The 23,637-nt window shown below is 63.1% G+C and carries 17 protein-coding genes and 1 pseudogene; 6 read left to right on the top strand and 12 right to left on the bottom strand.

The window, feature by feature from the left end; all coding sequences use genetic code 11:
• Positions 1-2,262: pseudogene (locus QZY07_RS13265) on the top strand (phosphoketolase family protein); the annotation flags it as partial.
• Between the two features lie 406 nt (positions 2,263-2,668).
• On the opposite strand, the gene QZY07_RS13255 reads toward QZY07_RS13265, so the two are convergent.
• The 3 genes from QZY07_RS13255 to QZY07_RS13245 form a co-directional block, all read right to left on the bottom strand.
• On the bottom strand, positions 2,669-3,073 hold the full coding sequence (locus tag QZY07_RS13255) for a response regulator (RefSeq protein WP_295403433.1): 405 nt from the start codon (positions 3,071-3,073) through the stop codon (positions 2,669-2,671).
• 141 nt (positions 3,074-3,214) lie between these two features.
• Positions 3,215-4,423, bottom strand: a complete 1,209-nt coding sequence (locus QZY07_RS13250) for an EAL domain-containing response regulator (RefSeq protein WP_295403429.1) — start codon at positions 4,421-4,423, stop codon at positions 3,215-3,217.
• A gap of 2 nt (positions 4,424-4,425) precedes the next feature.
• Entirely contained in the window at positions 4,426-8,142 is a 3,717-nt protein-coding gene (locus QZY07_RS13245) for a PAS domain S-box protein (protein WP_295403426.1), read from the bottom strand.
• 213 nt (positions 8,143-8,355) lie between these two features.
• Here QZY07_RS13245 and QZY07_RS13240 point away from each other — a divergent pair, with 213 nt between their 5' ends.
• The 5 genes from QZY07_RS13240 to QZY07_RS13220 all read left to right on the top strand — a co-directional run bounded on the left by QZY07_RS13240 (position 8,356) and on the right by QZY07_RS13220 (position 13,094).
• The gene (locus tag QZY07_RS13240; RefSeq protein ID WP_295403423.1) at positions 8,356-8,550 is read left to right on the top strand and encodes a hypothetical protein; all 195 of its coding nucleotides are present in this window, start codon (positions 8,356-8,358) and stop codon (positions 8,548-8,550) included.
• A 91-nt stretch (positions 8,551-8,641) separates the two neighbouring features.
• The gene (locus tag QZY07_RS13235; protein WP_295403420.1) at positions 8,642-9,361 is read left to right on the top strand and encodes a Crp/Fnr family transcriptional regulator; all 720 of its coding nucleotides are present in this window, start codon (positions 8,642-8,644) and stop codon (positions 9,359-9,361) included.
• Positions 9,362-9,460: 99 nt separating this feature from the next.
• Entirely contained in the window at positions 9,461-11,011 is a 1,551-nt protein-coding gene (locus QZY07_RS13230) for a sensor domain-containing diguanylate cyclase (protein WP_295403417.1), read from the top strand.
• A gap of 159 nt (positions 11,012-11,170) precedes the next feature.
• Positions 11,171-12,376 (top strand): ABC transporter permease, encoded by a 1,206-nt coding sequence (locus QZY07_RS13225; RefSeq protein ID WP_295403414.1) that lies wholly within the window; start codon positions 11,171-11,173, stop codon positions 12,374-12,376.
• Between the two features lie 193 nt (positions 12,377-12,569).
• Positions 12,570-13,094: a TIGR00645 family protein gene (locus QZY07_RS13220; protein ID WP_363184195.1), complete on the top strand. Its 525-nt coding sequence runs from the start codon at positions 12,570-12,572 to the stop codon at positions 13,092-13,094.
• Between the two features lie 16 nt (positions 13,095-13,110).
• Here QZY07_RS13220 and QZY07_RS13215 read toward each other — a convergent pair whose 3' ends face one another.
• The 9 genes from QZY07_RS13215 to QZY07_RS13175 form a co-directional block, all read right to left on the bottom strand.
• Positions 13,111-14,262, bottom strand: coding sequence for a GGDEF domain-containing protein (locus QZY07_RS13215; protein WP_295403407.1), 1,152 nt, complete (start codon positions 14,260-14,262; stop codon positions 13,111-13,113).
• Positions 14,263-14,503: 241 nt separating this feature from the next.
• On the bottom strand, positions 14,504-14,686 hold the full coding sequence (locus QZY07_RS13210) for a DUF2892 domain-containing protein (protein ID WP_295403438.1): 183 nt from the start codon (positions 14,684-14,686) through the stop codon (positions 14,504-14,506).
• Between the two features lie 221 nt (positions 14,687-14,907).
• Positions 14,908-15,597 (bottom strand): Crp/Fnr family transcriptional regulator, encoded by a 690-nt coding sequence (locus tag QZY07_RS13205; RefSeq protein ID WP_295403403.1) that lies wholly within the window; start codon positions 15,595-15,597, stop codon positions 14,908-14,910.
• 15 nt (positions 15,598-15,612) lie between these two features.
• Positions 15,613-16,809, bottom strand: coding sequence for a Bcr/CflA family multidrug efflux MFS transporter (locus QZY07_RS13200; protein WP_295403400.1), 1,197 nt, complete (start codon positions 16,807-16,809; stop codon positions 15,613-15,615).
• Between the two features lie 4 nt (positions 16,810-16,813).
• Entirely contained in the window at positions 16,814-19,912 is a 3,099-nt protein-coding gene (locus QZY07_RS13195) for an efflux RND transporter permease subunit (protein ID WP_295403397.1), read from the bottom strand.
• Positions 19,909-21,039 carry an efflux RND transporter periplasmic adaptor subunit gene (locus QZY07_RS13190; protein WP_295403394.1) on the bottom strand — a complete coding sequence of 377 codons (1,131 nt, stop codon included), beginning with the start codon at positions 21,037-21,039 and terminating at the stop codon, positions 19,909-19,911. Before QZY07_RS13190 ends, QZY07_RS13195 begins: the two co-directional genes overlap by 4 nt.
• Positions 21,040-21,118: 79 nt before the next feature.
• Positions 21,119-21,982 (bottom strand): ModD protein, encoded by an 864-nt coding sequence (gene modD, locus QZY07_RS13185; protein WP_295403392.1) that lies wholly within the window; start codon positions 21,980-21,982, stop codon positions 21,119-21,121.
• Positions 21,983-22,167: 185 nt separating this feature from the next.
• On the bottom strand, positions 22,168-22,746 hold the full coding sequence (locus QZY07_RS13180) for a DUF3501 family protein (protein ID WP_295403389.1): 579 nt from the start codon (positions 22,744-22,746) through the stop codon (positions 22,168-22,170).
• Positions 22,747-22,808: 62 nt separating this feature from the next.
• On the bottom strand, positions 22,809-23,637 hold an 829-nt coding region (locus QZY07_RS13175; RefSeq protein ID WP_295403387.1), incomplete at its 5' end, for a heterodisulfide reductase-related iron-sulfur binding cluster.

Here is a 23,637-nt window from a genome sequence, read left to right as displayed (position 1 = left end):
TCTCTACGACAATCCGCTGCTGAAAGAGCCGCTTGCGCTCGCCCACATCAAACCGCGCCTGCTCGGCCACTGGGGCACGACGCCGGGACTGAGCTTCATCTACGCGCATCTCAACCGCGTCATCAAGGACCACGATCTCAGCCTCATCTATGTCGCCGGGCCGGGTCACGGCGGACCCGCGATGGTGGCGAACGCCTACCTGGAAGGGACTTACAGCGAGGTCTATCCGAACATCAGCCAGGACGAGGAGGGGATGCGGCGGCTGTTCAAGCAGTTCTCCTTTCCCGGCGGGATCCCCAGCCATGTCGCGCCGGAAACGCCGGGGTCGATCAACGAGGGCGGCGAGCTGGGCTATGCGCTCTCGCATGCCTTCGGTGCGGTCTTCGACAATCCCGATCTGATCGCTGCCTGCGTGGTCGGCGATGGCGAGGCGGAGACCGGCCCGCTGGCCACGAGCTGGCACTCGAACAAGTTCCTTAATCCGATCCATGACGGCGCCGTGCTGCCGATCCTGCACCTGAACGGCTACAAGATCGCCGGCCCCACGGTGCTGGCGCGCATCCCGCGCGACGAGCTGGAGGCGCTGTTCCACGGCTATGGCTACGCGCCCTTTTTCGTCGAGGGCGACGACCCCATGACGATGCATCAGCTGATGGCCGCCACGCTCGACACCGTGGTCGCCGAGATCCAGCGTATCCAGAACGACGCGCGCGCCGTCGGCTTCGAGACGCGTCCGCGCTGGCCCATGATCGTCCTGCGCTCGCCCAAGGGCTGGACCGGCCCGAAGCGCGTGGACGACAAGGCGCCGAGGGGACTTTCCGCTCCCATCAGGTGCCGATGGCCGACATGCGCCATCCGGGACATCTGGAGATCCTGGAAGACTGGCTGCAGCGCTATCGCCCGGAGGAGTTGTTCGACGCCAGCGGTCGACTCAACGCCGACATCGCGGCCCTGGCCCCGCAGGGCGCGCGGCGCATGAGCGCCAATCCGCACGCCAACGGCGGGCTGCTGCTGCGCGATCTGCGGATGCCGGATTTTCGCGACCAGGCGGTGGCGGTGCCCAGTCCGGGTGGCGTGGACGCCGAGGCGACCCGCGTTCAGGGCCGCTTTATCCGCGAGGTGGTGCGGCTCAATCCCCAGAACTTTCGGGTCTTCAGCCCGGATGAGACGGCCTCGAACCGCTGGGATGCGGTGTTCGAGGTGACTGATCGCTGTTCGGTCGCGGCGATCCTCCCCGGCGACGAGCACGTCGGACCGGATGGCCGGGTGATGGAGATGTTGAGCGAGCATCAGTGCGAGGGCTGGCTCGAAGGCTACCTGCTCACCGGCCGTCACGGCTTCTTCTCCTGCTACGAAGCCTTCATCCACATCATTGACTCCATGTTCAACCAGCACGCCAAGTGGCTCAAGGTGTGCAACGACATCCCCTGGCGGCGGCCGATCGCCTCGCTCAACTATCTGCTCTCCTCCCATGTCTGGCGTCAGGATCACAACGGTTTCAGCCATCAGGATCCCGGCTTCATCGACCACGTCATCAACAAGAAGGCGGCGGTCATTCGGGTCTATCTGCCGCCGGACGCCAACACCCTGCTCTCGGTGACCGATCACTGTCTGCGCAGCCGCAACTATGTCAACGTCATCGTCGCTGGGAAACAGTCCTCGCCCCAATGGCTCGACATGGATGCCGCGATCAAGCACTGCACCGCCGGCATCGGCATCTGGCCCTGGGCCAGCAACGACCAGGACGACGAGCCGGAGGTCGTCATGGCCTGCGCCGGCGACGTGCCGACGCTCGAAACCCTGGCGGCGGTCACCCTGCTGCGCACCCATGTTCCCGACCTGAAGATCCGGGTGATCAACGTGGTCGACCTCATGAAGCTCCAGCCGCCCGGCGAACACCCGCACGGCTTGAGCGACCGGGATTTCGACCGGCTCTTCACCACCGACAAGCCCATCATTTTCGCCTATCATGGCTACCCCTGGCTGATCCACCGGCTCACCTACCGCCGCGCCAACCACCGCAATCTGCATGTGCGCGGTTACAAGGAAGAGGGCACCACCTCGACGCCCTTCGATACGGTGGTCAAGAACGATCTGGATCGCTTCGATCTGGTCGCCGATGTCATCGATCGGGTGCCGCGACTTGGCCCCAGGGCCGCCTACGCCAAGCAGGCGATTCGCGACAAGCTGATCGAGCACCGGCACTACATCGCCGAACATGGCGAGGATCTACCGGAGATTCGGGATTGGAGGTGGGTGTAAACGACCGGTTAGTGCGGTTCGTGCGGTCGTTCGAATAACCGCCGATCCCAGATCACCCGCACTGGATCCGCTGGTCGCACCTGGCTCGCGTCTGGATGAAAGGGGTTCGCCAAGGCATTCGAATCCAACCCAGAGGGGGTGACGCTCGTCGCCGAGGCGGACGATCCGCATCAGGCTGCGATGCCATAAAAGCTTCCAGAGCAGCGTTTCGATCCGGCGCGCGCCCAGTTCGGTCAGGGAGACCTCCTGCGGGGTCTGCCCTTGCAGCATGGGATGCGGGAGTTCCTCGCTTGATACTACTTGTCCCAGCGTGGAAACCGGTCGCGTCGTCTGTGCGTGCGTTCGCGGACAGGACGCCCCGTCCATAGTCGCTCCGCGGCGACAGGCACGTCGATGCTTGGATGCCTCACCGTGTTCGTGTCGCCAGGCAGATCTCGATATGCTTCCGCAGAATCGCGGGCTGAAAGGGCTTGGCAAGATAGCTTGTTACTCCTGCCCGAATCGCGTCCATAACCTGTGCTTGGCTGAGTTCGGCCGTCACCATGAGCACTGGCAAGCCTTTGGTGCGCGCTTGCTGGCGGACATGGATCAGCACCTCCAGGCCCGTCATGCCCGGCATGTTCCAATCGCACACCAAGAGATCGACCGGGCGGTGTCGCAGATGGATCAGTGCCGCCTGACCGCTGCTCGCCTCGGCGATCTTCAGGATGCCCATCTGTAACAGCATGGTGCGAATCAGTTGGCGCGCGAATGGCTCATCGTCAACGACCAGCACCCGCAGCAATCCGTAGCGGTCGAGCGGTTGTGTCATGCCCTTGCCACCTATCAGTTGTCTCAAAACGCCGAAAACTGGGTCGTCAGACCGCGTCGCCGCAACAACGAATCAGCCATTTAGCCTTGCATCAATGGGCTCCCAAAGAAGGCAATTTCAGAACTGATAGGTGGCAAGGTGTCATGTCTGCATCAGCCCCGGACGACGCGCTTCCCAGTCGGCTAACCAGATCGGCAGATCCTCGGCCGACATGGGTTTGGCCACGAAGTAGCCTTGCGCGAGGTCGCATCCCTGCTGACGCAGAAACTCCCAGTCTACCTGGTCTTCCACGCCTTCGGCCACGGTCTGCATCCCCAACTGTCGAGCGATGTCGATGCTGGCGGTAAAAATGGCCTGTTTGGTCTTGTTCTGAGCCGCGCCATGGACGAAACCACGGTCGATTTTGAGTTCGTCGAAAGGGATGTCACGCAGCTGCGTCAGCGAGGAATGGCCGGTGCCAAAATCGTCGATGGACAGGCTGATGTGCTTGAGCCGCAAGCGGGTGAGGATGTCCAGCGGTGCGCGGCAATCCGTCATCAGGCGGGATTCGGTCACTTCCAGAATCAGATCGTGCGCCGCCATCCCTGAGCGGGTGATTTGACTCAGGACAAAATCCGCAAAATCCAGCCGGGTCAGATTGTCCATGGAAATATTGACCGCCACCCGCAGCGTCAATCCGGCGTCGCACCAGCGCCGGGCCTGCGCCAATGCCTCGATGAGTACGATGTGGGTCAGGTCGTTGATGAGACCATGTTGTTCGGCCACGCCGATAAACTGATCCGGGAAGACGAGCCCGTCATCGGGATGGCGCCAGCGCACCAGGGTTTCCACCCCTTTGAGGCTGCCCGTCGCCACGTCCACCTTGGGCTGATAATGATTCACTAGCTCGCCGCCGACAATGGCGCGCTGGACCGCCGCGGCGCCATAGGGCACATGCGCCGCACGGATCGCTTCTGGAACCTGGCTGGACCAAAGTTCCAGCAGCGTTCGGAGCGTCTCGGGTCGAATCGGTTTGCTCAGGTGTCCAAGCACATTCAGGCGATGGGCACGGCCGAGCCGGACCGCCGTTTCCAGGATCCGCTCATCCTCGCCGCTGACCAGCACCAGTGCGCCGAGGTAGTCGAGCGCCACCAATTGGCGGATCAATTCCACGCCGTCCATCCCGGGCATGTTGAGATCGAGAAAGATCAACCGTGTGCCGCTGGTCGGTGCGCTCAGCACGAGCAGCGCCTCCGGTCCGGAGGTGCAGGCATCCACGGGATGCGCCTGCCCCAGGTTGAGGAGTTGTTGCGAGAGCAGTTTGAGCTGAAAGGGTTCGTCGTCAATGAGCAGAATGCGCGGTGACGTCACGGTCAGACTCCTTCTTGATTGAGGGCGGTCAAGACCGCGGCGAGGTCACGGTCAAATTCCAGTGCGATCGTTTGCGCGGTTGCGGCATCGTCCGCCTTACCCGCCTGCTCCAGCCGGTCGCAGACATCGCCCAGAGCCAGAGCGCCCACGGCGCGTGAAGAGGATTTCAGTTTGTGGGCGCCATCGCTGACCGCCTTCCAGTTGCCCAGAGCGAGGGCGGCGCGGATGTCCGTCGCGGCCTGTTGCGCTGAAGCCTGGTAACTCTCCAGAAACTCCGCAATCAGCGCCGGATCATTGCCGATCTGCGTTGGCAGGACCGTCCGATCCAGCACAGCCAGGTCATGACTTGTCGGCGCGGGGGGGGTGGACATGCCGGCGGGGACCGGCAGCCACTTTTCCAGCATGGCCTGGAGCCGGTCGAAGAGCACGGGCTTGGACAGATAATCGTCCATACCGGCGGCTTGGCAGCGGATGGCCTCGCTCTTCAGTGCGTTGGCGGTCAGGGCGATGATGGGGAGGCGCTTCCCCTCGCCTTCGGCGCCCCGAATGGCGGCGGTGAGTTCATAGCCATCCATTTCCGGCATGTTCAGGTCGGTCAGCAGCAGAGCGTGCTGACCCTGACGCCACCGCTCCAACGCCGCGCGGCCATTGTCGGCGAGATCGGCGACGTAGCCGAGCAGGGTCAACTGGTGCAGGATAACATTCTGGTTGATCTCGTTGTCCTCCGCGACCAGGATCAGACTGCCTCGCCGCCGCACCGTCTCGCCGGATACTGGCGTCACGGCGGCGTGGACTTCGCTGGGCAGTCCTTCAGATTCCGGCACCTTGGTGCGACCGGCGGCAATGGCGACCGCATTGAGCAACGCCCGGCGGGTCAGGACACTGCCATTCACCACCACCAGATTCACGTCTTCCGCGGAGGCCTCGCGTCCGATAACGACGAAGCGGGTATCGCTTTCCGGGTGGGCGAGGGCCGTTGCGCGCAGATCGTCCAGCGGCGAGTTGGCAATTCTGGTGTCGACGACGACGACCGACCGGCCAGACGAACGGCTGGCGATCCACTGCCGGGCGGACGCGAGATCGGCCGCCCGCTCGACCACGGCCTGGTCATAGGATAAATAGGTGACGAGATCGTCAGCGATCCCATCCGGACTCTCCACCACGAGACAGGGCAACCCAGCGACCAGACGCAGACTGGGATCCAAGCCGACCGACCGGTCGACGCCAGGGTCTTGAGGCGGCAGCGCGAACGGGATGCGCACGTAAAACAGCGAGCCTTGCCCCGGTTCGCTTCGCACGGCGATTTCGCCGTCCATGAGGCTTGCCAACTGACGCGAGATGGCCAGTCCCAGTCCGGTTCCGCCGAAATGACGGGTGGTCGAGGTATCGGCCTGGATAAAGGCGGTGAAGAGCCGCGCGAGCGTGGCCTCATCGATGCCGATGCCGTTGTCAACGATTTGAAATTCCACCATCACCCGTTCAGGGTGAGATTCAGTCAAGATGGCGCGTACCGAGACCCGGCCCCGCCGCTGTTTTTGACTGGAAAACTTGATCGCGTTGCTGGTGAGATTGATCAGGATCTGGCGCAGTCGCCCCGCATCGCCGACGACCAGGTCGGGAATCGCCGGGGCGGTGAACAGCGTCAACACCACCCCTTTTTTCAGCGCCATGGGATCCATCACCCCGCAGACTTGCTCAACCACGTCGGCGATGCACAAGGGCGCGCTGTCGAGTTGGAGCTTGCCGGCCTCGATCTTGGAGAAATCGAGAATATCGTTGATCACGGCCAGCAGGGCGAACGCCGAGTCGCGGATGATGTTGGCCATCGCCATCTGCGAGCCGTTGAGGCTGCTCTGTTGCAACACGTCGATCATGCCGATCACGCCGTTCATCGGGGTGCGGATTTCGTGGCTCATCGCGGCCAGAAACTCCGATTTGGCCAGGTTGGCTTGTTCCGCCGCGATCTTGGCGTTTTCGAGTTCCAGGTTCTTTTGTTTGAGCGCCTGGTCGAGCATTTCACGCTCGATTTCGACCTGTCTGCGAGCCGTGTTGTCGGTGCCGATCAGCAGGTAGCCGATAATGGAATTCTGGGCGTCGCGCAGTGCCGTGACCGACACCACCGCCGGAAAGCGGCTGCCGTCCTTGCGGATATAGGTCAGCTCGTAGATATCCTCGATGCCGCGCGAGGCTTTGAAAATCAACGCCTCGAAACCGGGCGTAATGGGCGTAGCGAGTTCGGCGCTCAATTCCTTGGCACGGGCGATGACTTCCTGCGGATCCGAAATATCCGCCGGCGTGATTTTGTCGATCACGTCGGCGGCTGTATAGCCCAGCATCCGCTCGGCGCCAACGTTGAAGATCTGAATCACACCCGTCGCATCGGTGGCGATACTCGAAAAATTGGCGCTGTTGAAAATCGCATTTTGTAACGCTCCTGCCTTGAGCAACGCCTCTTCCGCCTCCTTTCGCGCAGTGTTGTCGGTACCAATCAATAAGTAGCCAATGATCGCGTTTTGGGCATCGCGCAGTGCCGTGACCGACACCACCGCCGGAAAGCGGCTGCCGTCCTTGCGGATATAGGTTAGCTCATAGATATCCTCGATGCCGCGCGAGGCTTTGAAAATCAACGCCTCGAAGCCCGGCGTAATGGGCGTGGCGAGTTCGTTGCTCAATTCCTTGGCACGGGCGATGACTTCCTGCGGATCCGAAATATCCGCCGGCGTGATTTTGTCGATCACGTCGGCGGCCGTATAACCCAGCATCCGCTCGGCGCCAACATTGAAGATTTGAATGACACCCTGCGCGTCCGTGGCAATACTCGAAAAATTGGCGCTGTTGAAAATGGCGCTCTGCAACACCTCCGCCTTCAGCAGTGTCGCTTCCGACTGCTTGCGCGCGGTGATGTCGAGAATCGTGCCGATCAGTCCGATGACCTTTCCGTCAGCATCCCGGAACGACGCTTTGTGATACATCACGTCGCGCAGGATGCCCTGGGTATCCTGCAGTTGCGTTTCATAATTCTGTAGTCGTCCGGGATTCCGGAAGAGCTCGGCATCCTGGGCGTGGTAAATCTCGGCCAGCGTGCGCGGGGCGATATCGAATACGCTCTTACCGATCAGTGTGTCATGCGTCTTGCCGGTTAACGCCTCGAACGCCTGATTGCACCCGAGATAACGGCCTTCGGTATCCTTGTAGAAGATCGGCATCGGCACGGCATTGATCAGTGTGTTCAGAAAGGAGGTTTGCTCCCGCAACGCCTGTTCCATCTGTTTGCGCGCGCCGATATTGCGGATGGTGGCGTGCAGCCAGACCATTTCGCCGAGATCGATACGGGTCAGCAGCACATCGGCGGTAAAGCGTTCGCCGTTCAAACGCTGGTGTTCCCATTCGAAAAAGTGACTGCCGTGATCGAGTGCGGTCGCGATCATCTCGCGCGCCTTGGTGTCGGAAAGGCGTCCGTCCGGTTGGCGTTCCGGCGAGAGATTCTGTAGCTCTAACGCGAGGCAATGCGCTTTGCCGTGGATCCCGAACAGTTGCAACGCCGCCTGATTCGCGTCGACGAAACGACGCCCCGGCAGGACGATCTCGAGCATGGCATCGCGCGAGTTCTCGAAGATCAGCCGAAAACGACCCTCCCGCTCAGCAGCACTTGCTGCCTCGCCAGGGTCGGACGCGATCGATGATCCGGCATTTTTCTTGAATTTTTCGATCTTGGCCATCGTCGATTTCCGTGAAGAGACTCTGAAGTGAACGGCGAAAGGTGGAGCGACGGTGAAGCAGGCGACTCCATACGCTCGGAGAATAAATTTTTCGATGATCAAAATACGGTCATTTAGAACCGTCCGACGGAGCCTGTCTGTACGCTGAGACACATAAGAATAAGGAAATCCAACCAGCCAGTAAGGCTTACCCAGGATCCGGTCACGGATGGTTTGCGCCGCCCCATCACCGCCACCGGCGGTCGCTTGCAGACCCGCGCGGTCGAGCACCGTGAGATCGCCACGGTGTTGTCGCCGATCACCGCGTTGGCGATGAGCCGCGAGCATTCGCTCCAGATCGAGCGGACCCTGGTCGGGCGCGGTCGAACCCTGTGTGGAAACCGGCTGCGTCGTCTGTACGTGCGTTAGCGTACAGACGGAGTAGCATCGACGCTCTATCGTCAAACCGGTCTCGACTGCCGGGATCACCTGCAGGGATCCCTCTCCACGGAGTTCACTGATGTCCATTGTCCTCGACCCCAAGAAAAACCACCTGCTCGCTGCGCTGCCAGAGTCTGAGTGGCAGCGCTGGCGACCGCAGTTGGAGCCGGTCGAGATGCCGCTGGGCGAGGTGCTCTCCGAATCGGATCGCATCCTGGATCATGTGTATTTTCCGCTCACCGCCATCGTGTCGCTGCTGTACGTCATGGAAGACGGCGCCTCGGCCGAGATCGCGGTGGTCGGCAATGAGGGCATCGTCGGCGTCTCGCTGTTCATGGGGGGCGAGACCACGCCCAGCCGCGCGGTGGTGCAAAGCGCGGGCGTGGGCTTGCGGCTGAAGGCGCAGATGATGATGGACGAGTTTAATCGCGCCGGTCCGGTGATGCACCTGTTGCTGCGCTATACCCAGGCGCTGATCACCCAGATGGTGCAAACGGCCGCGTGTAACCGACATCACTCGCTGGATCAGCAACTGTGCCGCTGGCTGCTGCTGAGTCTGGATCGTCTGGAGGGCAGCGAGCTGGCGATGACGCAGGAACTGATCGCCAACCTGCTCGGGGTGCGCCGCGAAGGCGTCACCGAGGCCGTGCTCAAGTTGCAGGAGGCCGGTCTGATCCGCTACGCGCGCGGCCAGATCACGGTCCTCGACCGTCCGGGACTGGAGCAACGGAGCTGCGAGTGTTATGCAGTGGTCAAGAAAGAGTGCGACCGGTTGCTGCCCGACCGCTTGGCCGTGTAAACCGCGCTGGGCATCACCTGCCTGCGATGCGCAAGAACGCGGTCGTACCCTGAACTCCGTTGCCCATTCGATCGAACCTCAACACGCCAGAGCGACCCCATGCGACATCCCGATGATTCCACCCCTGTGCAGGTACCGGGTCCAGACCTGCGCCACCGGGCGGAGGCGCGATTCGCCACCCAGGCGAACCCAGGGATGGACACCTTCCTGTCCGAGACGGCCGAACGGCTGGTCCATGAACTGCGCGTGCATCAGATCGAACTGGAGCTGCAGAACGAGGAACTGCGCCAGACCCAGGAGGCGCTGGAGTGGTCGCACGCGCGCTATTTCGACCTCTACGACCTCGCCCCCGCGGGCTATCTGACCCTCAGCGACGCGGGGCTGATCCAGGAGACCAACCTCGCCGCGGCCACCCTCCTGGGCACCTCGCGTGCCCACCTGGTCGGGCTGTCGCTGACGCGCTTCATCCTCCCCGCCGATCAGGACACCTATTACCGCTGTCGCCGCCAACGCCGCGCCGCGGGCGAGCGCAAATCCTGCGAGCTGCGCTTGCGGCAGGTGTCCGGGCAGCAGGTCTGGTGTTATTTGGAGATCGGCCTGGAACTCGGCCTGATGCCGAAGACGCCGGGCGACCGGCCGCTCTGGCGGCTCATTCTGGTCGACATCAGCGTGCGCAAACACAGCGAGCAGGCGCTGATCGACACCAAGGAGCGGTTGCGTCGGGTGGCGGAGATTGCGGAATTAACCTTCTGGGAATGGGATGTGCACACCAACCAGGTGTTTTTCCCGCCCGAGTGGTGGCAGCAAACCGGCCATTCACTCGACGAATTGCCGCATCGACTGGAGGAGTGGGCGGCCTTGCTGCATCCGGAGGATCGGGTTCGCGTTCTCGATGTGCTCGACCGCTTCGTGGAGGCGCATGCCGCGCCGTGCGAGATGCAATACCGGCTGCGGTGCAAGGATGATCTCTATCGCTGGTTCGTCTCCCGCCTGGAGGCGATCCTGGACACCCAGGGCATGTTGGAACGGGTGCTGCTGGTCCGCCAGGATGTCACCCGGCGCAAGATGTCCGAGGACCGGGCGATCTATCTGGCCCAACACGATCCCCTGACCGGTCTGTCCAGCCGCGCCTTGCTCGATCAACTGGCCAATCACATGCTGGCGAGCGCCCGGCGAGCGAGCGGTCAGTTGGCCGTGTTGTTTTTCGATCTGGACCACTTCAAGGCGGTCAACGACACCTATGGTCATCCGGTGGGCGACCAGCTCTTGCAGGGCTTCGCGCGTCGGCTGCTGGATGCCTTCCGCGCGGAGGATCTGGTCGCCCGGCTCGGCGGCGACGAGTTTATCGTCGTCCTGGCGAACGTGCACGACCGCGAGGACGTGGTGCACGCGGCGCGCGGCGCCATCGCGGACTTGACGCCGGCCTATCCGCTCGCGGGGTTGGCGCTGCGCTGTCTCCCCAGTCTTGGCATCAGCCTCTTCCCGCAAGACGGCGACACCATCGATGCGCTGATCAAGCGCGCGGATGCCGCCATGTATCGCGCCAAGCAGATCAGTCCCGGTTGCTATCAGTTCGCGTCCGCGGCACTCGATCCGCAGGCGCGGACCACGGCGGGTTTGGCTGATCAAACCCCCATGGAGAGCGAGTGAGCCGGCAATGCGAATGACGTTGACCGGAGGCTTATGATCGCAGTTGGCAATTGGCAGTTGGCAGTTGGCAGTTTTTGGAATGCCCAAACTTGAAAAATTCCCGACGAGTCTCTCTGATGACAAACAATATCTGACACCTGAAAACCGACAACTGAAGCCATGTTCTGGAACGCACTCCTTCTCGCCCTGCGCGAAATCCGCCGTAACGTGCTGCGCTCGGTGCTCACCATCCTGGGGATCGTGATCGGGGTGGCCGCGGTCATCGTCATGGTCACCCTGGGCGATGGCGCCACCCGTCAGGTCGCCAGCCAGATCGAAAGCCTGGGCAGCAATCTGCTGATGATCCGCGTGGGTCAGCACATGGGGCCGGGGCAAAGCTCCAACGCACCGTCCTTCACGCTGGACGATACCCTGGCGGTCGGGCGCGATGTCCCGGCCGTGCGCGCGGTCGCGCCCTCCGCCAGCCAGTCCTTGACCGCGATTGTCGGCAACAACAACTGGTCAACCGCCGTGACCGGAACCGATAACGCCTTCTTTACGGTGCGCAACTGGACTCTGGAAGCGGGGCGCCTCTTCACCGACAGCGAACTGAACGGCGGGCGCGCGGTGTGCGTGATCGGCGCGACGGTCCACAAGGAATTGTTCGGCTCCCTGGACCCGCTCGGCGAGAAGATGCGTCTCAAGACTCTGTCCTGCGAGGTCATCGGTTTATTGAAGAGCAAGGGGCAGAGCGCCATGGGGTCGGATCAGGACGATCTGGTGATCATGCCGCTGCGGACCTTCCAGCGACGGATTGCCGGCAATCAGGATGTGACCCTGATCCAGTTGTCGGTGCGCGATGGCGAATCCACGGATCGCGCCAAGTCGGATCTGGAGCGGCTGATGCGCGAGCGTCGCCAGATCCAGCCGTCCGAGCAGGATAATTTCAGCGTGCGCGACATGAAGGAGATCGCCACCATGCTGACCGGAACCACCCAGATGCTCACCGCGCTGCTGACGGCGGTCGCCGCGGTCAGTCTGCTGGTCGGCGGGATCGGCATCATGAACATCATGCTGGTCTCGGTGACCGAGCGCACCCGCGAGATCGGCATCCGGCTCGCCATCGGCGCGCTGGAGCGCGAGGTGCTGCTGCAATTTCTGGTGGAAGCGGTGGCGCTGTCCTCGCTCGGCGGGATCCTCGGGATTCTGCTCGCTATCGGCGCCTCCATCGGACTTGCCGGGTTGCTGCAAGTGCCCTTCGTCTTCAATGGCGGCATCGTGTTGATCGCCTTTTTCTTTTCCGCCGCGGTGGGCGTGATCTTCGGCTATTTCCCCGCGCGCCGCGCCGCCCGACTCGATCCTATCGACGCCTTGCGGCGTGAATAAAGGGGCAAGGGATGGATGACCGGCGAGGATATTCGCCCCTGGGATCGACGAGTTGGCATCGGCGTTCTCACCCAGGCTTGACTCGAACAACGAAGGTCCGGACACTTGCGCCGCCGAACTCGCTGGTTCGAACGGCGATCCGCCGTCGCGGAATCACATCGCTCACCACCCTGATCCGTGGAGATATTCCTTGCTGGAACGCATTATCGAACGGGCGCTCTATGCCAGCCGCTGGTTGCTGGCGCCGATCTATCTTGGACTGTCGCTGACCCTGGTCGCGATCGCCTTCAAATTTTTTACCGAGCTGTATCATCTGTTCAGCGACATCATCGGGATGGCCGAATCGGACATGGTGCTGATGATTCTGGCGCTGATCGATCTCTCGCTGGTCGCTAGTCTGGTGGTGATGGTGATGTTTGCCGGATATGAAAACTTCGTCTCCCGCATCGACGTGCGCGAGGGCGACGACAAGTTGGATTGGCTGGGAAAACTGGATTCGGGCACCCTCAAGCTGAAGGTGGCGGTATCGATCGTTGCCATCTCTTCGATTCATCTGCTCAAGGAATTCGTCAACATCCCCCATGTCGCGAACGACAAACTGATGTGGTACGTCATCATCCACCTGACCTTCGTGGTGTCGGCCCTGTTAATGGGTGTCCTGGATCGCATGTCCTTTGCCTCCCATCGAAATCATGGAAACAAGGAAGACGCGCATTAGGCCGCGGTTGCGTTGATCAACTTACTGTCTGGCAGGCGAGTTGATCGCGTCCATTGTTTTTGGCCCGATAGAGCGCGCTGTCGGTCGCGCGCAGCCACTGGCCAGCGCTCGCATGAGGATCGATTTCGGCCAGACCGATCGAGACGGTGATGCGGATGACCCCCGATTCGTGCTCGATCCTCAGCGCCCGGACGGCGTCAAGCAGGCGTTCGCCGAGCGGGATCGCCGTCTTGGACGAGGTATCCTGCAGCACGACCACGAATTCCTCGCCGCCATAGCGCGCGACAAAATCCGTTTTGCGGGGAAATGCCTCGGCGCAACAATTCGCCAACCGCCGCAGCACCAGATCGCCGACCGGGTGCCCGAACTGGTCATTGATCGTTTTGAAAAAATCGGCATCCACCATCATCAGGCACGCCGGCTGCCCGGAGAGTTGACTGAGTTCGAAGACGCGGTCCAACTGTGAATCGAAAGCCTTGCGATTATAGAGACGGGTCATCGAGTCCAGTTCCATCTCCCGCTGTGCGGCATCCAACTCGCCGCGCAGCGTTTGTAGCCTGGTCGTCAAATGATGGAGGATGACTTGATGCCGCTGCTCGCGCTCCTGGGTGATATGCGTGATTAAATCGATGGCGTGAATCGCTTCCTGGCTCAGGGTCTCCACCGGGGCGTTGCTCTCGATCGCGCAGCGAAGTTTGCCGATGATGCTGGTGACCCGTGTCTGCTCTTCCTGATCCTCGGCCAGGATCTGTCCCAGGGTCTGCACGAAATCGCCCATCACCTGGCGCGTGCCCAGAATCTGCCGACTCACGTAGTTTTGCTCACGGCGGCGCATGCCGGTGACGAATTCGTTCAGCCCCTCCCAATTGTGCGAGTGCGGGTTCGCGTTGCCTGGCTCGGCAGCCTGACTGCTCGACAGGAGCTCCGCTGGCGAACGGGCAGCCAGCAAATTCAGCACCCAGTGTTCGATTTGCTCGCGAATCGTGGATGCATCGATTTCGTCCAGATCGAACGCATACTGGCCCCAAACGCGCAGGGTCAGGGCCAGATGTTTCAGCGCGGCCTGTTCTGGGCTGGGCGCGCATGCGCCGCCGTCAGCGGGTATCGATAAGGGGTCGATCCGATCATTGGGCGCACAGCCCTGTTTGCGTGTCGAACGATGATCCATGCGTCTTCCAATTCATTCCGGGCTGCAAGAACTAAAAGATTACCGCTTCATTGAGGCGCCGACGAGTGCCGAATCGGCAATCAAGGGCAGTAAAGGGGAAAAACCGACGATTTTCTTTCGCCGACGCTGTCCAGAGGCACGCGGCAGGCCGCGATCAAAGCAGGTTGTTCCGAGCGGCCTGACGGGAGATCCGCGCCGCATGATCGCGGCGCGTCTTGCAAGGCGGGCGTCACTCAGCCGTTTATTTCTTGTTGGTATCCATGCCGATGAGCGTATAGGCCGGGCACGAACGCAGATACGCGGTGCCGATCAGAACGAGACCGATCAGACCAAGCCAGGATTGGGTAAACAGGCCAAACAACACGATCGCGCCACCCGCGGCAAAACGGATGTTACGATCAGTATCGCCGATATTTTTAGTCATGTTCATGGTGGAAAATCCTGTCAGGTGTGGTGTGGTGTGGTGTGGAGATTGACGATTGCGACTTCGGTTGACAAGTTGTCATCCTAGCAGAGTCTCTCGTTGCGCTCTGTGACATTGTCACAAGCGATAACCATGCATCGACAAGGGTAGCAGAAAAACCCGCTCCGGCAATCCTGGCGATATACTTTAATGTGCTACCGATGGCATGCGCCAAGTTGCCGTCAACGCGCTTCGAGGATGCTCGGATCGAGCAGTTCGATTTGACCGCGTCCGGTCAACAGCGCCCCGGTCTTTTCGAAATCCCTCAGCAGGCGCGTGACCACTTCGCGCGACGAACCCAGTTCCACGGCCAATTCCTGATGCGTGACCTGCAGGATGCGGCTCGTCGCGGCGTCTTGCGGCGACCGTCTGGCGCGGTGCAGCAAAAGCGCCGCGAGTCGTCGATCCAGCGGTTGGAACAGCACCGCGTCCAGAACCGAGAAGACCTCGCCGATGCGCTCGGCCACCTGAGCAAAAATAAAATCGCGCCAGTACGAAGAAGAAGTCAGCCAGCGTTGTACGTCGGCTTGAGAGACCACGGCGGCCTCGACCTCGGTCTCGCAGATGGCAAAGGCAGGAAAGGGGCGTCGGCTCAGGATGCAGGACGCCGTCACCACGCAGCTTTGACCGGCTTCGACCCGGTACAGGGTGATTTCGCGGCCATTTTCGCCAAGTTTATAGACACGCGCCGTCCCCGCGAGCACCAGCGCAAGTTGGGAGCATTGACCGCCGTCGCGACAGATGATGTGGTCGGCCGGGAGTGTCGCCACCTTCGCCTGCGCGAAAAAGGTCTCGCGCAGTGCCTCGCCGCCGTCGCGCAGAAACGCAAAGCACTGGATCAGGCGGCGCTGCTGGCTGAAGTCCTGGATCATTCTGGCGGATATGTCTCAACGCGGCAGTGGGATGGAGCGGAAACCATGGCACAAGATCGCGAAGGCTGCCAGCCCCAACAGGCCCGAGACGCCCATGCCGAGCAGCATCGGGCCGGCGCTGCCGTCGTGCAGCAGACTGACCAGGGTGCCCATCAGCGCACCCGCGCCGAAGCGGGTCGCGCCCGCGAAGGCCGAAGCGGTGCCCGCGCTCTTGGGGAAGAAGGACATGAAGCCGGCCATGGCGTTGCCGAGCACCACCCCGGTCATGCCGAGATAGAGCGCGGCCATCGTCACGATCGCCCACAGGGGCGTCTCGCCGATAACGAAGAGGATCAGTGCCAGGGCGCCCGCCAGCCCCTGCGCGCTGAGGCCCCAACGCAACAATCGATCGGACCCCAGGCGCGCCACGAACCGCGCGTTCAGCAATGAAAACACCATCCCCAGCGCCACGTTCGCGCCGAAGGCGGGGCCGAACCAGGGGGGCGGCAGATGATGAAGCTGGATATAGACATAGGGCGAGGTAACGATGAAGGTCATCATGCCGGCGAAACTGGCGGCGGCGGTCAGCAGATAACCCAGCGCGACCCGATGGCGCAGAATCCGCAGATAGTTGCGTAGGATCAGGCCGGGATCGAAGTCATGACGATGGTGCGCGTGAAGCGTTTCGTGCACCAGTCGAAAAAAGAGGATGGCAGCGATCGAGGCAATGCCGAAGAGCGCCAGAAAGACCGCACGCCAGCTTGCCAGACCGATGATCAGCGAGCCGACGGTCGGCGCCACCAACGGGGCCATGGACATGACCAGCATGACCAGCCCCATGACCCGGGCATAGTCGTCCTTCTCGTAGAGATCCCGCACCAGCGCGGGGATGGTCACTGCGACGGCCGCGCCGCCGAGCGCCTGTACCGCGCGCGCCGCGAGCAGCGCCTCCATGCTGGGGGCCAGCGCGCAGCCCAGATCCGCCAGCAGAAACAGGGCGAGTCCACCCCCGATGGTCAGGCGTCGCCCCAGGATATCCGACAGCGGTCCGAGAAAGAGTTGAGCGCCCGCGAAGACCGCTAGATAGACGGTCACGCTGATCTGCGCCAGTTCGATCGACGAGGACAGGTCGCGGGCGATGGACGGCAGACTCGGGAGGTAGAGATCGATCGCGAAGGGCGTCAGACCGGACAGAAGCCCAAGCGCGATCAGGAGGGTAGGGCGGATGGGCATTGGATCAACCGCCGGAGTCAGGCTGAATCTTCGCGCCGCCATGATTCGCCCGCTGCATCCAGTGTCTCGCCCGCCGGATGAGCCCGACCAGATCGTCGACGAAGGTGAAGACCACCGGAATCACCAGCAACGACAGCAGCGTCGAGGTCAGCAGACCGCCGATCACGGCGATGGCCATCGGTGAGCGAAAGCTCGGTTCGGCGCCCAGTCCGAGCGCGATCGGCACCATGCCGGCGATCATGGCGATGGTGGTCATGAGGATCGGGCGGGCGCGTTTGTGGCAGGCGTCCAGCAGCGCCGCCGTGCGCTCCAGGCCGTGTTCAATGCGCGCCTTGACGGCGTATTCGACCAGCAGGATCGAGTTTTTGGTGACGATGCCCATCAGCATCAGCAGACCGATGACCGAGGGCAGCGAAAAGCTGTTGTGGGTCAGCAGCAGGGCGGCGAAGGCCCCGCCGACCGAGAGCGGCAGCGCGGCGAGGATGGTCGCCGGTTGCAGGAAATCGTGGAACAGCAGCACCAGCACGATATAAATGAACAGGATGCCGGTCAGCATCGCCGAGCCGAAGCCCCCGAAGACCTCGGTCATGCGCTCGGCGTCGCCGGAGGCGGGCCGGCTGATGCCCGGCGGCAGGCGTTGCAGCGACGGCAGCCGATCGACCTGTTCCAGTGCCTGACCGACCGTCTGTCCGGCCAGCTCCACGTCAATGGTCACGTTGCGGTTTCGGTCCAAGCGGTCGATCTGCGCCGGACCGCTTCCCAGGCGTAATTCGGCCACGGCGCTCAGGGGCACCTGTCCCGACCAGGCGGGCAGGCGCAGCTGCGCGAGGGCGTCCAGATCGCCGCGCAGTTCGGGGGTCAGACGCACCCGGATCGGGATCTGCCGCTCGGGCAGGTTGAGCTTGGGCAGTTGCACCTCGAAATCGCCGGCGGTGGCGATCCGGATCGCGCTGGCCATGGCGGCGGTGGTCACGCCCAGATCGGCGGCGCGCGCGAAGTCCACGTCCACATGGATCTCGGGGCGTTGCAGACTGGCGTTGGAGGTGACGTTGCCGATGTTTTTCAATGTGCGCAGATCGCGTTCCACAAGCTGACTGGTGCGATCGAGCAGACCCGGATCGTCGCCGGCCAACACCACCTGGAGACGCTCGCCCACATCGCCCAGACCCACCGCAATGCGCGCGCCGGGCAGCGCGCGCAGACGTTCGCGCAATTCCTGTTCGATGGCGGATTGCTTGCGCGGGCGGTCGTGCCGGTGTTTCAGCAGGATGGTCAGCGATGCCTTGCGCACATCGCTACTGCCGCCCTCGGTGAAAGGCCCCGCGCCGGCGACCGAGCCGACGGTGGTGAAGACGCGGGTGATGTCGGCGACCGGCGCGAGCAGCGCCCGCGCTGACTCGGCGGCGCGGCGCGTCTCCTCCAGCGTGCTGCCCGGCGCCAGTTCGAGCTTGACCGCGGTTTGATTGCGATCCGCCGCCGGCATGAAACCGGTCGGCAGCAGCGGCACCAGCGCTAGCGAGCCGGCAAAGAAGAGGAGGGCGGCGGTCAGCGTGGTCTTGCGGTGTCCGAGACACCAGCGCGCGGCGACGAGATAGCCGCGCATCAAGCGCCCGTCGTCGGGTCCGGCGTCGTGCGCTTTGAGCAGATAGGCCGACATCATGGGGGTCAGCATGCGCGCGACCACCAGCGAAAATAACACCGCGACCGCGGCGGTGATGCCGAATTCGCGGAAGAACTTGCCGGGCACCCCGCCCATGAAGGCGGTCGGCAGAAAGACCGCGATCAGGGTCAGACTGGTCGCGATCACCGCCAGACCGATCTCGTCGGCGGCCTCGATCGCGGCCTGGATCGGACCCTTGCCCATGCGCAGATGGCGCACGATGTTCTCGATCTCGACGATGGCGTCGTCGACCAGGATGCCGACCACCAGGGCCAGCGACAGCAGGGTCAGCGCGTTGAGACTGAAGCCGAACCAGTGAATGACGGCAAAGGTCGGGATCACCGAGAGAGGCAGGGCGGCGGCGGCAACCAGGGTCGCGCGCCAGTCGCGCAGGAACCACCAGACCACCAGCACGGCGAGAATGGCCCCTTCGTAGAGGAGTTCCATCGAGCCTTTGAAATTGTCCTCGACCGCCGCGACCGTGTCGTAGGCTTCCTCGATGTGAACCTGACCGAAGCGCTCGCCCAGCGCTTGCACCGCCAGACGGACATCCGCCGCAACCGCGACTTCGCTCGCGCCCTTCAGTCGGGTCACCGAGAAGCCGACCACCGGCTGACCGTCGAGCAGCGCATAGGCAGTGCGCTCGGCGATGCTGTCGTGGACATGGGCGATCTGATCGAGCCGCACGCTGTGCCCGCCCGTCAAGGGAATATCGAGCGCGGCGATCTCGGCGATGTCGTGCACCGCGCCGAGCGTGCGCACCGACTGGACGCCGGCGCCGATATCGCCGCGCCCGCCCGAAGCGTCCTGCTGGATCTGCTTGAGCCGCGCCGAGATGTCCGCCGCCGTGACGCCGAGCGCGGCCATCCGGGTCGGATCCAGATCGACGGCGACCTCGCGGTCGACCCCGCCGACCCGCTTGACCGCGCCCACGCCCTGGACAGCCAGGAGCGCCTTACCGATCTCGTTATCGACGAACCAGGACAGCGCCTCCTCGTCCAAGCGTTCGGAGTCGATGGTGAAGGTGAGGATGGCGCCGCCGGCGGTGGTGACCTTGGAGACCACCGGGTCGGTCATGTCCTGGGGCAGTTCGGCGCGCACGCTGTCGACGGCGTTGCGCACGTCGTTCAGCGCGGTCTCGATGGGGATGCCGATATCGAACTCGATCCGGAGCGTCGCGCTGCCGTCGTTCAACGTCGTGCGGATATGCTGCACGCCGCCCAGGGTCGCGACCTGATCCTCGATCTTGCGCGCGACCTCGGTTTCGAGCTGGGCCGGATCGGCGCCTTCCAGCCGGGCGGTGACGGTGACCGTGGGGAGTTCGATGTCCGGGAAGTTCTGGATTCCGAGCGCGCGGAAGCCTATGAATCCGAGCAGGGTCAGCAGCCCGAACAGCAGGATCGCCGGGACCGGGTTGCGGATCGACCAGGTGGAGACGTTCATGGCCGACCCGCCGTGAGCGGATCGGCCGGGACGACGCGCACGCTGTCCCCATCGTTAAGGAAGGCCCCGCCGGATTCAACCAGCGGCACCGGGCTCGGGAGTCCGGCGACGATCTCGATGCGGTTCCCGGCACGGCGTCCGGTGCCGATCTTGCGCTGGATCACGCGCCGGTCGTCGCCGACCTCGAAGACATAGCGGTTGCCGTCGCGCAGGACGACGGTGGATTCGGGCACCGTCAGCGCCGGCGCCTGGCCGACGATGATCTCGCCACGCGCGAAGTCACCCGCATGGGCCGCGCCGGGGTTGGGCAGATCGACATAGACCAGCGCCAGACGGGTGGTTGGATCGAAGGTCGGCGCCGGCAGGCGCACCACGCCGTCCAGCGAAACGTCTTCGCTGAGTCGGATGCGCGCGGCCTGACCGGGCCGGATGCGCGCGAGTTGCTCGGCCATCACCTCGGCGCGCCATTCGATGCGATTCTGACGGATCAGCCGGAAGAGTTCGGTACCGGCCTGGACCACGCTGCCCAGGGTCACGGTGCGCGACGCGATGACCCCATCGTCGACGGCGCGAATCCGGGTCTGATCGAGGCGGATCTGTTGCCCCTTGAGCTGCGCCTCGGCGGCGGCGAGGTTCGCCCGCGCGGTCTCCTCGGCCACCAGATACTGCTTGCTTTCCTGCTCGGACAGCGTGGCGCGGCCGGCCAGGTTGCGCGCCCGCTCGCCATTGGCCAGCGCCTCCGAAAGTGCGGCTTGGGCCTGTTTGACCCGCGCCTGCTCCAGTTCCAGATCCGCGCGCACGGACGCCTGCGACAGCTCCGCCAGGACATCCCCGCGCCGCACCTGATCGCCAACGTCAGCCGTCAGCGCGACCACTCGCAAGCCACCGATTTCGGCGGCGATCACCGCCTCCTGCCAGGCCGTCAGGCTGCCGCTGGCCGGGATGGCGACCGGCCAGTCGTCCAGGCGGGGCAGGGTGGTCGTCACCGTCAGGGCGGCGATCGCGGGCTGATCGGATCCCTCGGCGAGCGCCGCTTCGGGCAGTGCGAATACGCCCTGGACCGCGATCATGGCGACGAGAAAGGTCGGGGAAAAGCGCTTGGGATACAGCGACAGGCTTTGATTCATAAAACGTATTTCGTACAACCTCGTCAACAGGAGTTGGATCGATTCGATCGGCGGCGCAATGGCACCGAAATTTTAAGGATCAGATTTGGCTATTGAACGATTCAAATCGGACCTGAACATCGCGCGGCTGCGCCAGATGCGGAGCGGTGGTCACCAGCAGTCGCGCGCCAGCGCGAACGTATTCCTCTGCATTGCGGGCATGAATACCTCCAGCGGCGGCGACCAGGGTCTTCGAGCCACGCGCGGCGAGCGCAGCGACGACCTCGGCTACCGCTGGAGGCGGAAACTTCTCCAGTTGCAACACGTCCGCATCGGCCCAGGCAAGGGCCTCTTCCAGATTGGCAACCTCGACCACCACGCGCTTTTCCGGGCATTGGCGATGCAGCCGCGCGACCGTCTCGGCGGTGCATTCCTGGCCGAGAAACAGTCGATGCTCGGCGAAGATCAGGATGGATTCCGATAGCCCGATGCGGTGCATCACGGCACCGCCGGCCCGGAAAGCCTTGGCGGCCAGTCGGCGGGTTCCGGGGACGTTCTTGCGGGTTCCGGCCACCATGGCATCCGGATGACCGAGGCGCGCCGCGGCAACGATCGCGGCGGCGCTGGTGGCGATGCCCGAGCACCATTCCACTAACGTCTGGGCGGTCTTCCAACCGCGATGCAGGGCATCGGCGCGGCCGCGCGCCTCCAGCAACAGGGTTTCGGTTGGCGCATCGCTGCCTGAAGTCGCGTGAATCTCAGCGCGCGCGCCACACAACTCGAACAGGCGAACCGCTTCCTCGACCCCGCAAACCACCATGGGATCACGGGCAAAGAAGCGGATGCGCCCAGATTGCGCGGCGATCCCGAGCGAATCGGTGGTCAGGTCGCCATAAGGGACATCCTCGGCGAGCAACTGGTGGAGTTCATGATCACCGAGGACCGAGAGTGTCGGTGCGATCACTGAATCTTCCTGTCGGGTTTGGTTGGACTGGGGGGGCACATTCTAGCGATATTCAGCGCAGGATCTTGGGTTGATTACTCGACTTGACATAATATACATTATACGCAATCAAGGATAAGGATAAATGCCGACTGATGGACGTCAGAAATCACCACAACCGCGTCTGCTATGGATGCGGTTTAGATTCAATCCAGATCGCCAACCAGCGAGTCGCGTACCAAGGGCGCGACCTCGGTCCGATGCGAATACTCGGGATGATCGATGCCGATGGTCAGCCCGGCGCCTTCCCGGAGCGCGACGATCATGGGCGCCGCGAGTTCGAAGCGCAGAAAATGCACCGATGAGGTTCTGGTCGCGTCCTCGCGCTCCAGGTCTTCGTCGGCGATCGCCTGGACCGGGTCGCATCCGGCGACCTGGACCCAGACCCGATCCTCGATCCCGCGCAGCCGCGCCAGCGCCTCGCGGCGCTCCTCGGCATCCGCGTACTCGATCATGAAGGTCGCCTTCCAGTTGGCGCCGTCCGGGATCATGGGGTTATAGGCGTCCAGCTCGTCCTGAATCCCCTGGGACTCGAAGATGCGCTCGACCCGTAGCATCTCCTGAATCTGATACTGCATGGTCAGGCGGTCTTCAAAGTACAGCGTGGCGTGGGCGCCGATGGCGACCTGGCGGTATTTCTTGTGCGCCATGACGCGGGCGCGGTAATCGCCGCGAACCTGTGCGTACTGCTCCAGGCTATACAAATCGTCTCGCGTCAGAGGCATGTTCGTCTCCGTTTGATCCGGTCGCGCCCAGCAGCGGGCGCCCGTGTGTCTAAAACGCTGGTTCAGAGACCGTAGGCTAGGCGCAGCAGGCTCAGCGGATGACGTTGCTGACCGTCGCGGCCCAGCGCATGGGCGATATGGGCGCCCGCCATCGGGCAATCGCTGCCGAAATGATCGGGCGCCGCCTTGTCGACGCGCCCCGCCACCGGCCACACGATCTTCATGGCCGCGTCGTAGGACTCTTTTTTCACCGCATAGGTTCCGTCGTGGCCCGAGCAACGTTCGACGATCTCGACCGTCGTGCCCGGCACCAGGGCCAGTACCTCGCGGGTCTTTTGTCCGATATTCTGGACCCGTTGATGGCAGGATGCCTGATAGACCACGCTGCCCAGCGGCTGTTTGAAGTCCAGATTCAGCTTGCCGTGTTTGTGACGCAGCATCAGGTACTCGAAGGGATCGAAGATGCGCGACTTGACCAACCGGACATCGCGATCCTCGGGGAACATCAGCGGCAGTTCCTGCTTGAACATCAGCACGCAGGACGGGATCGGCGCGACGATATCCCAGCCGTCCTCGATCAGCCGCTTGAGCACCGGGATATTGGCCTCCTTGGCGGCCTTCACCGACTCCAGATCGCCCAGTTCCAGTTTGGGCATGCCGCAGCATTGCTCCTTGTCCGCCAGGGTGACCGGAATGCCCGAATGCTCGAAAACGGCAATCAGATCCTGACCGACGCCGGGCTCGTTGAAGTTGCCATAGCAGGTCGCGAAGAGCGCCACCTTGCCCGTGGTGGTTCCGGCCGGCTCGCCCGTCGCGGTCCGACCGATGCGCGCCTGCTCTTGCTTGCGCAGGGTCCGACTGCGGTATTCGGGGACGCGGGCGTCCCGATGG

This window comes from uncultured Thiocystis sp. (assembly GCF_903866365.1).
Lineage (GTDB): Bacteria > Pseudomonadota > Gammaproteobacteria > Chromatiales > Chromatiaceae > Chromatium.
The sequence above is the reverse complement of the archived record's forward strand: the minus strand, read 5'-3'. Positions and strand labels throughout refer to the sequence as shown.

Bases quoted from the DNA above. Each gene is read 5' to 3' on its own strand.
- QZY07_RS13255 (WP_295403433.1), bottom strand. From the start codon at position 3,073: ATGACACAACCGCTCGACCGCTACGGATTGCTGCGGGTGCTGGTCGTT.
- QZY07_RS13245 (WP_295403426.1), bottom strand. From the start codon at position 8,142: ATGGCCAAGATCGAAAAATTCAAGAAAAATGCCGGATCATCGATCGCG.
- QZY07_RS13235 (WP_295403420.1), top strand. From the start codon at position 8,642: ATGTCCATTGTCCTCGACCCCAAGAAAAACCACCTGCTCGCTGCGCTG.
- QZY07_RS13230 (WP_295403417.1), top strand. From the start codon at position 9,461: ATGCGACATCCCGATGATTCCACCCCTGTGCAGGTACCGGGTCCAGAC.
- QZY07_RS13225 (WP_295403414.1), top strand. From the start codon at position 11,171: ATGTTCTGGAACGCACTCCTTCTCGCCCTGCGCGAAATCCGCCGTAAC.
- QZY07_RS13215 (WP_295403407.1), bottom strand. From the start codon at position 14,262: ATGGATCATCGTTCGACACGCAAACAGGGCTGTGCGCCCAATGATCGG.
- QZY07_RS13210 (WP_295403438.1), bottom strand. From the start codon at position 14,686: ATGACTAAAAATATCGGCGATACTGATCGTAACATCCGTTTTGCCGCG.
- QZY07_RS13205 (WP_295403403.1), bottom strand. From the start codon at position 15,597: ATGATCCAGGACTTCAGCCAGCAGCGCCGCCTGATCCAGTGCTTTGCG.
- QZY07_RS13200 (WP_295403400.1), bottom strand. From the start codon at position 16,809: ATGCCCATCCGCCCTACCCTCCTGATCGCGCTTGGGCTTCTGTCCGGT.
- QZY07_RS13195 (WP_295403397.1), bottom strand. From the start codon at position 19,912: ATGAACGTCTCCACCTGGTCGATCCGCAACCCGGTCCCGGCGATCCTG.
- QZY07_RS13190 (WP_295403394.1), bottom strand. From the start codon at position 21,039: ATGAATCAAAGCCTGTCGCTGTATCCCAAGCGCTTTTCCCCGACCTTT.
- QZY07_RS13180 (WP_295403389.1), bottom strand. From the start codon at position 22,746: ATGCCTCTGACGCGAGACGATTTGTATAGCCTGGAGCAGTACGCACAG.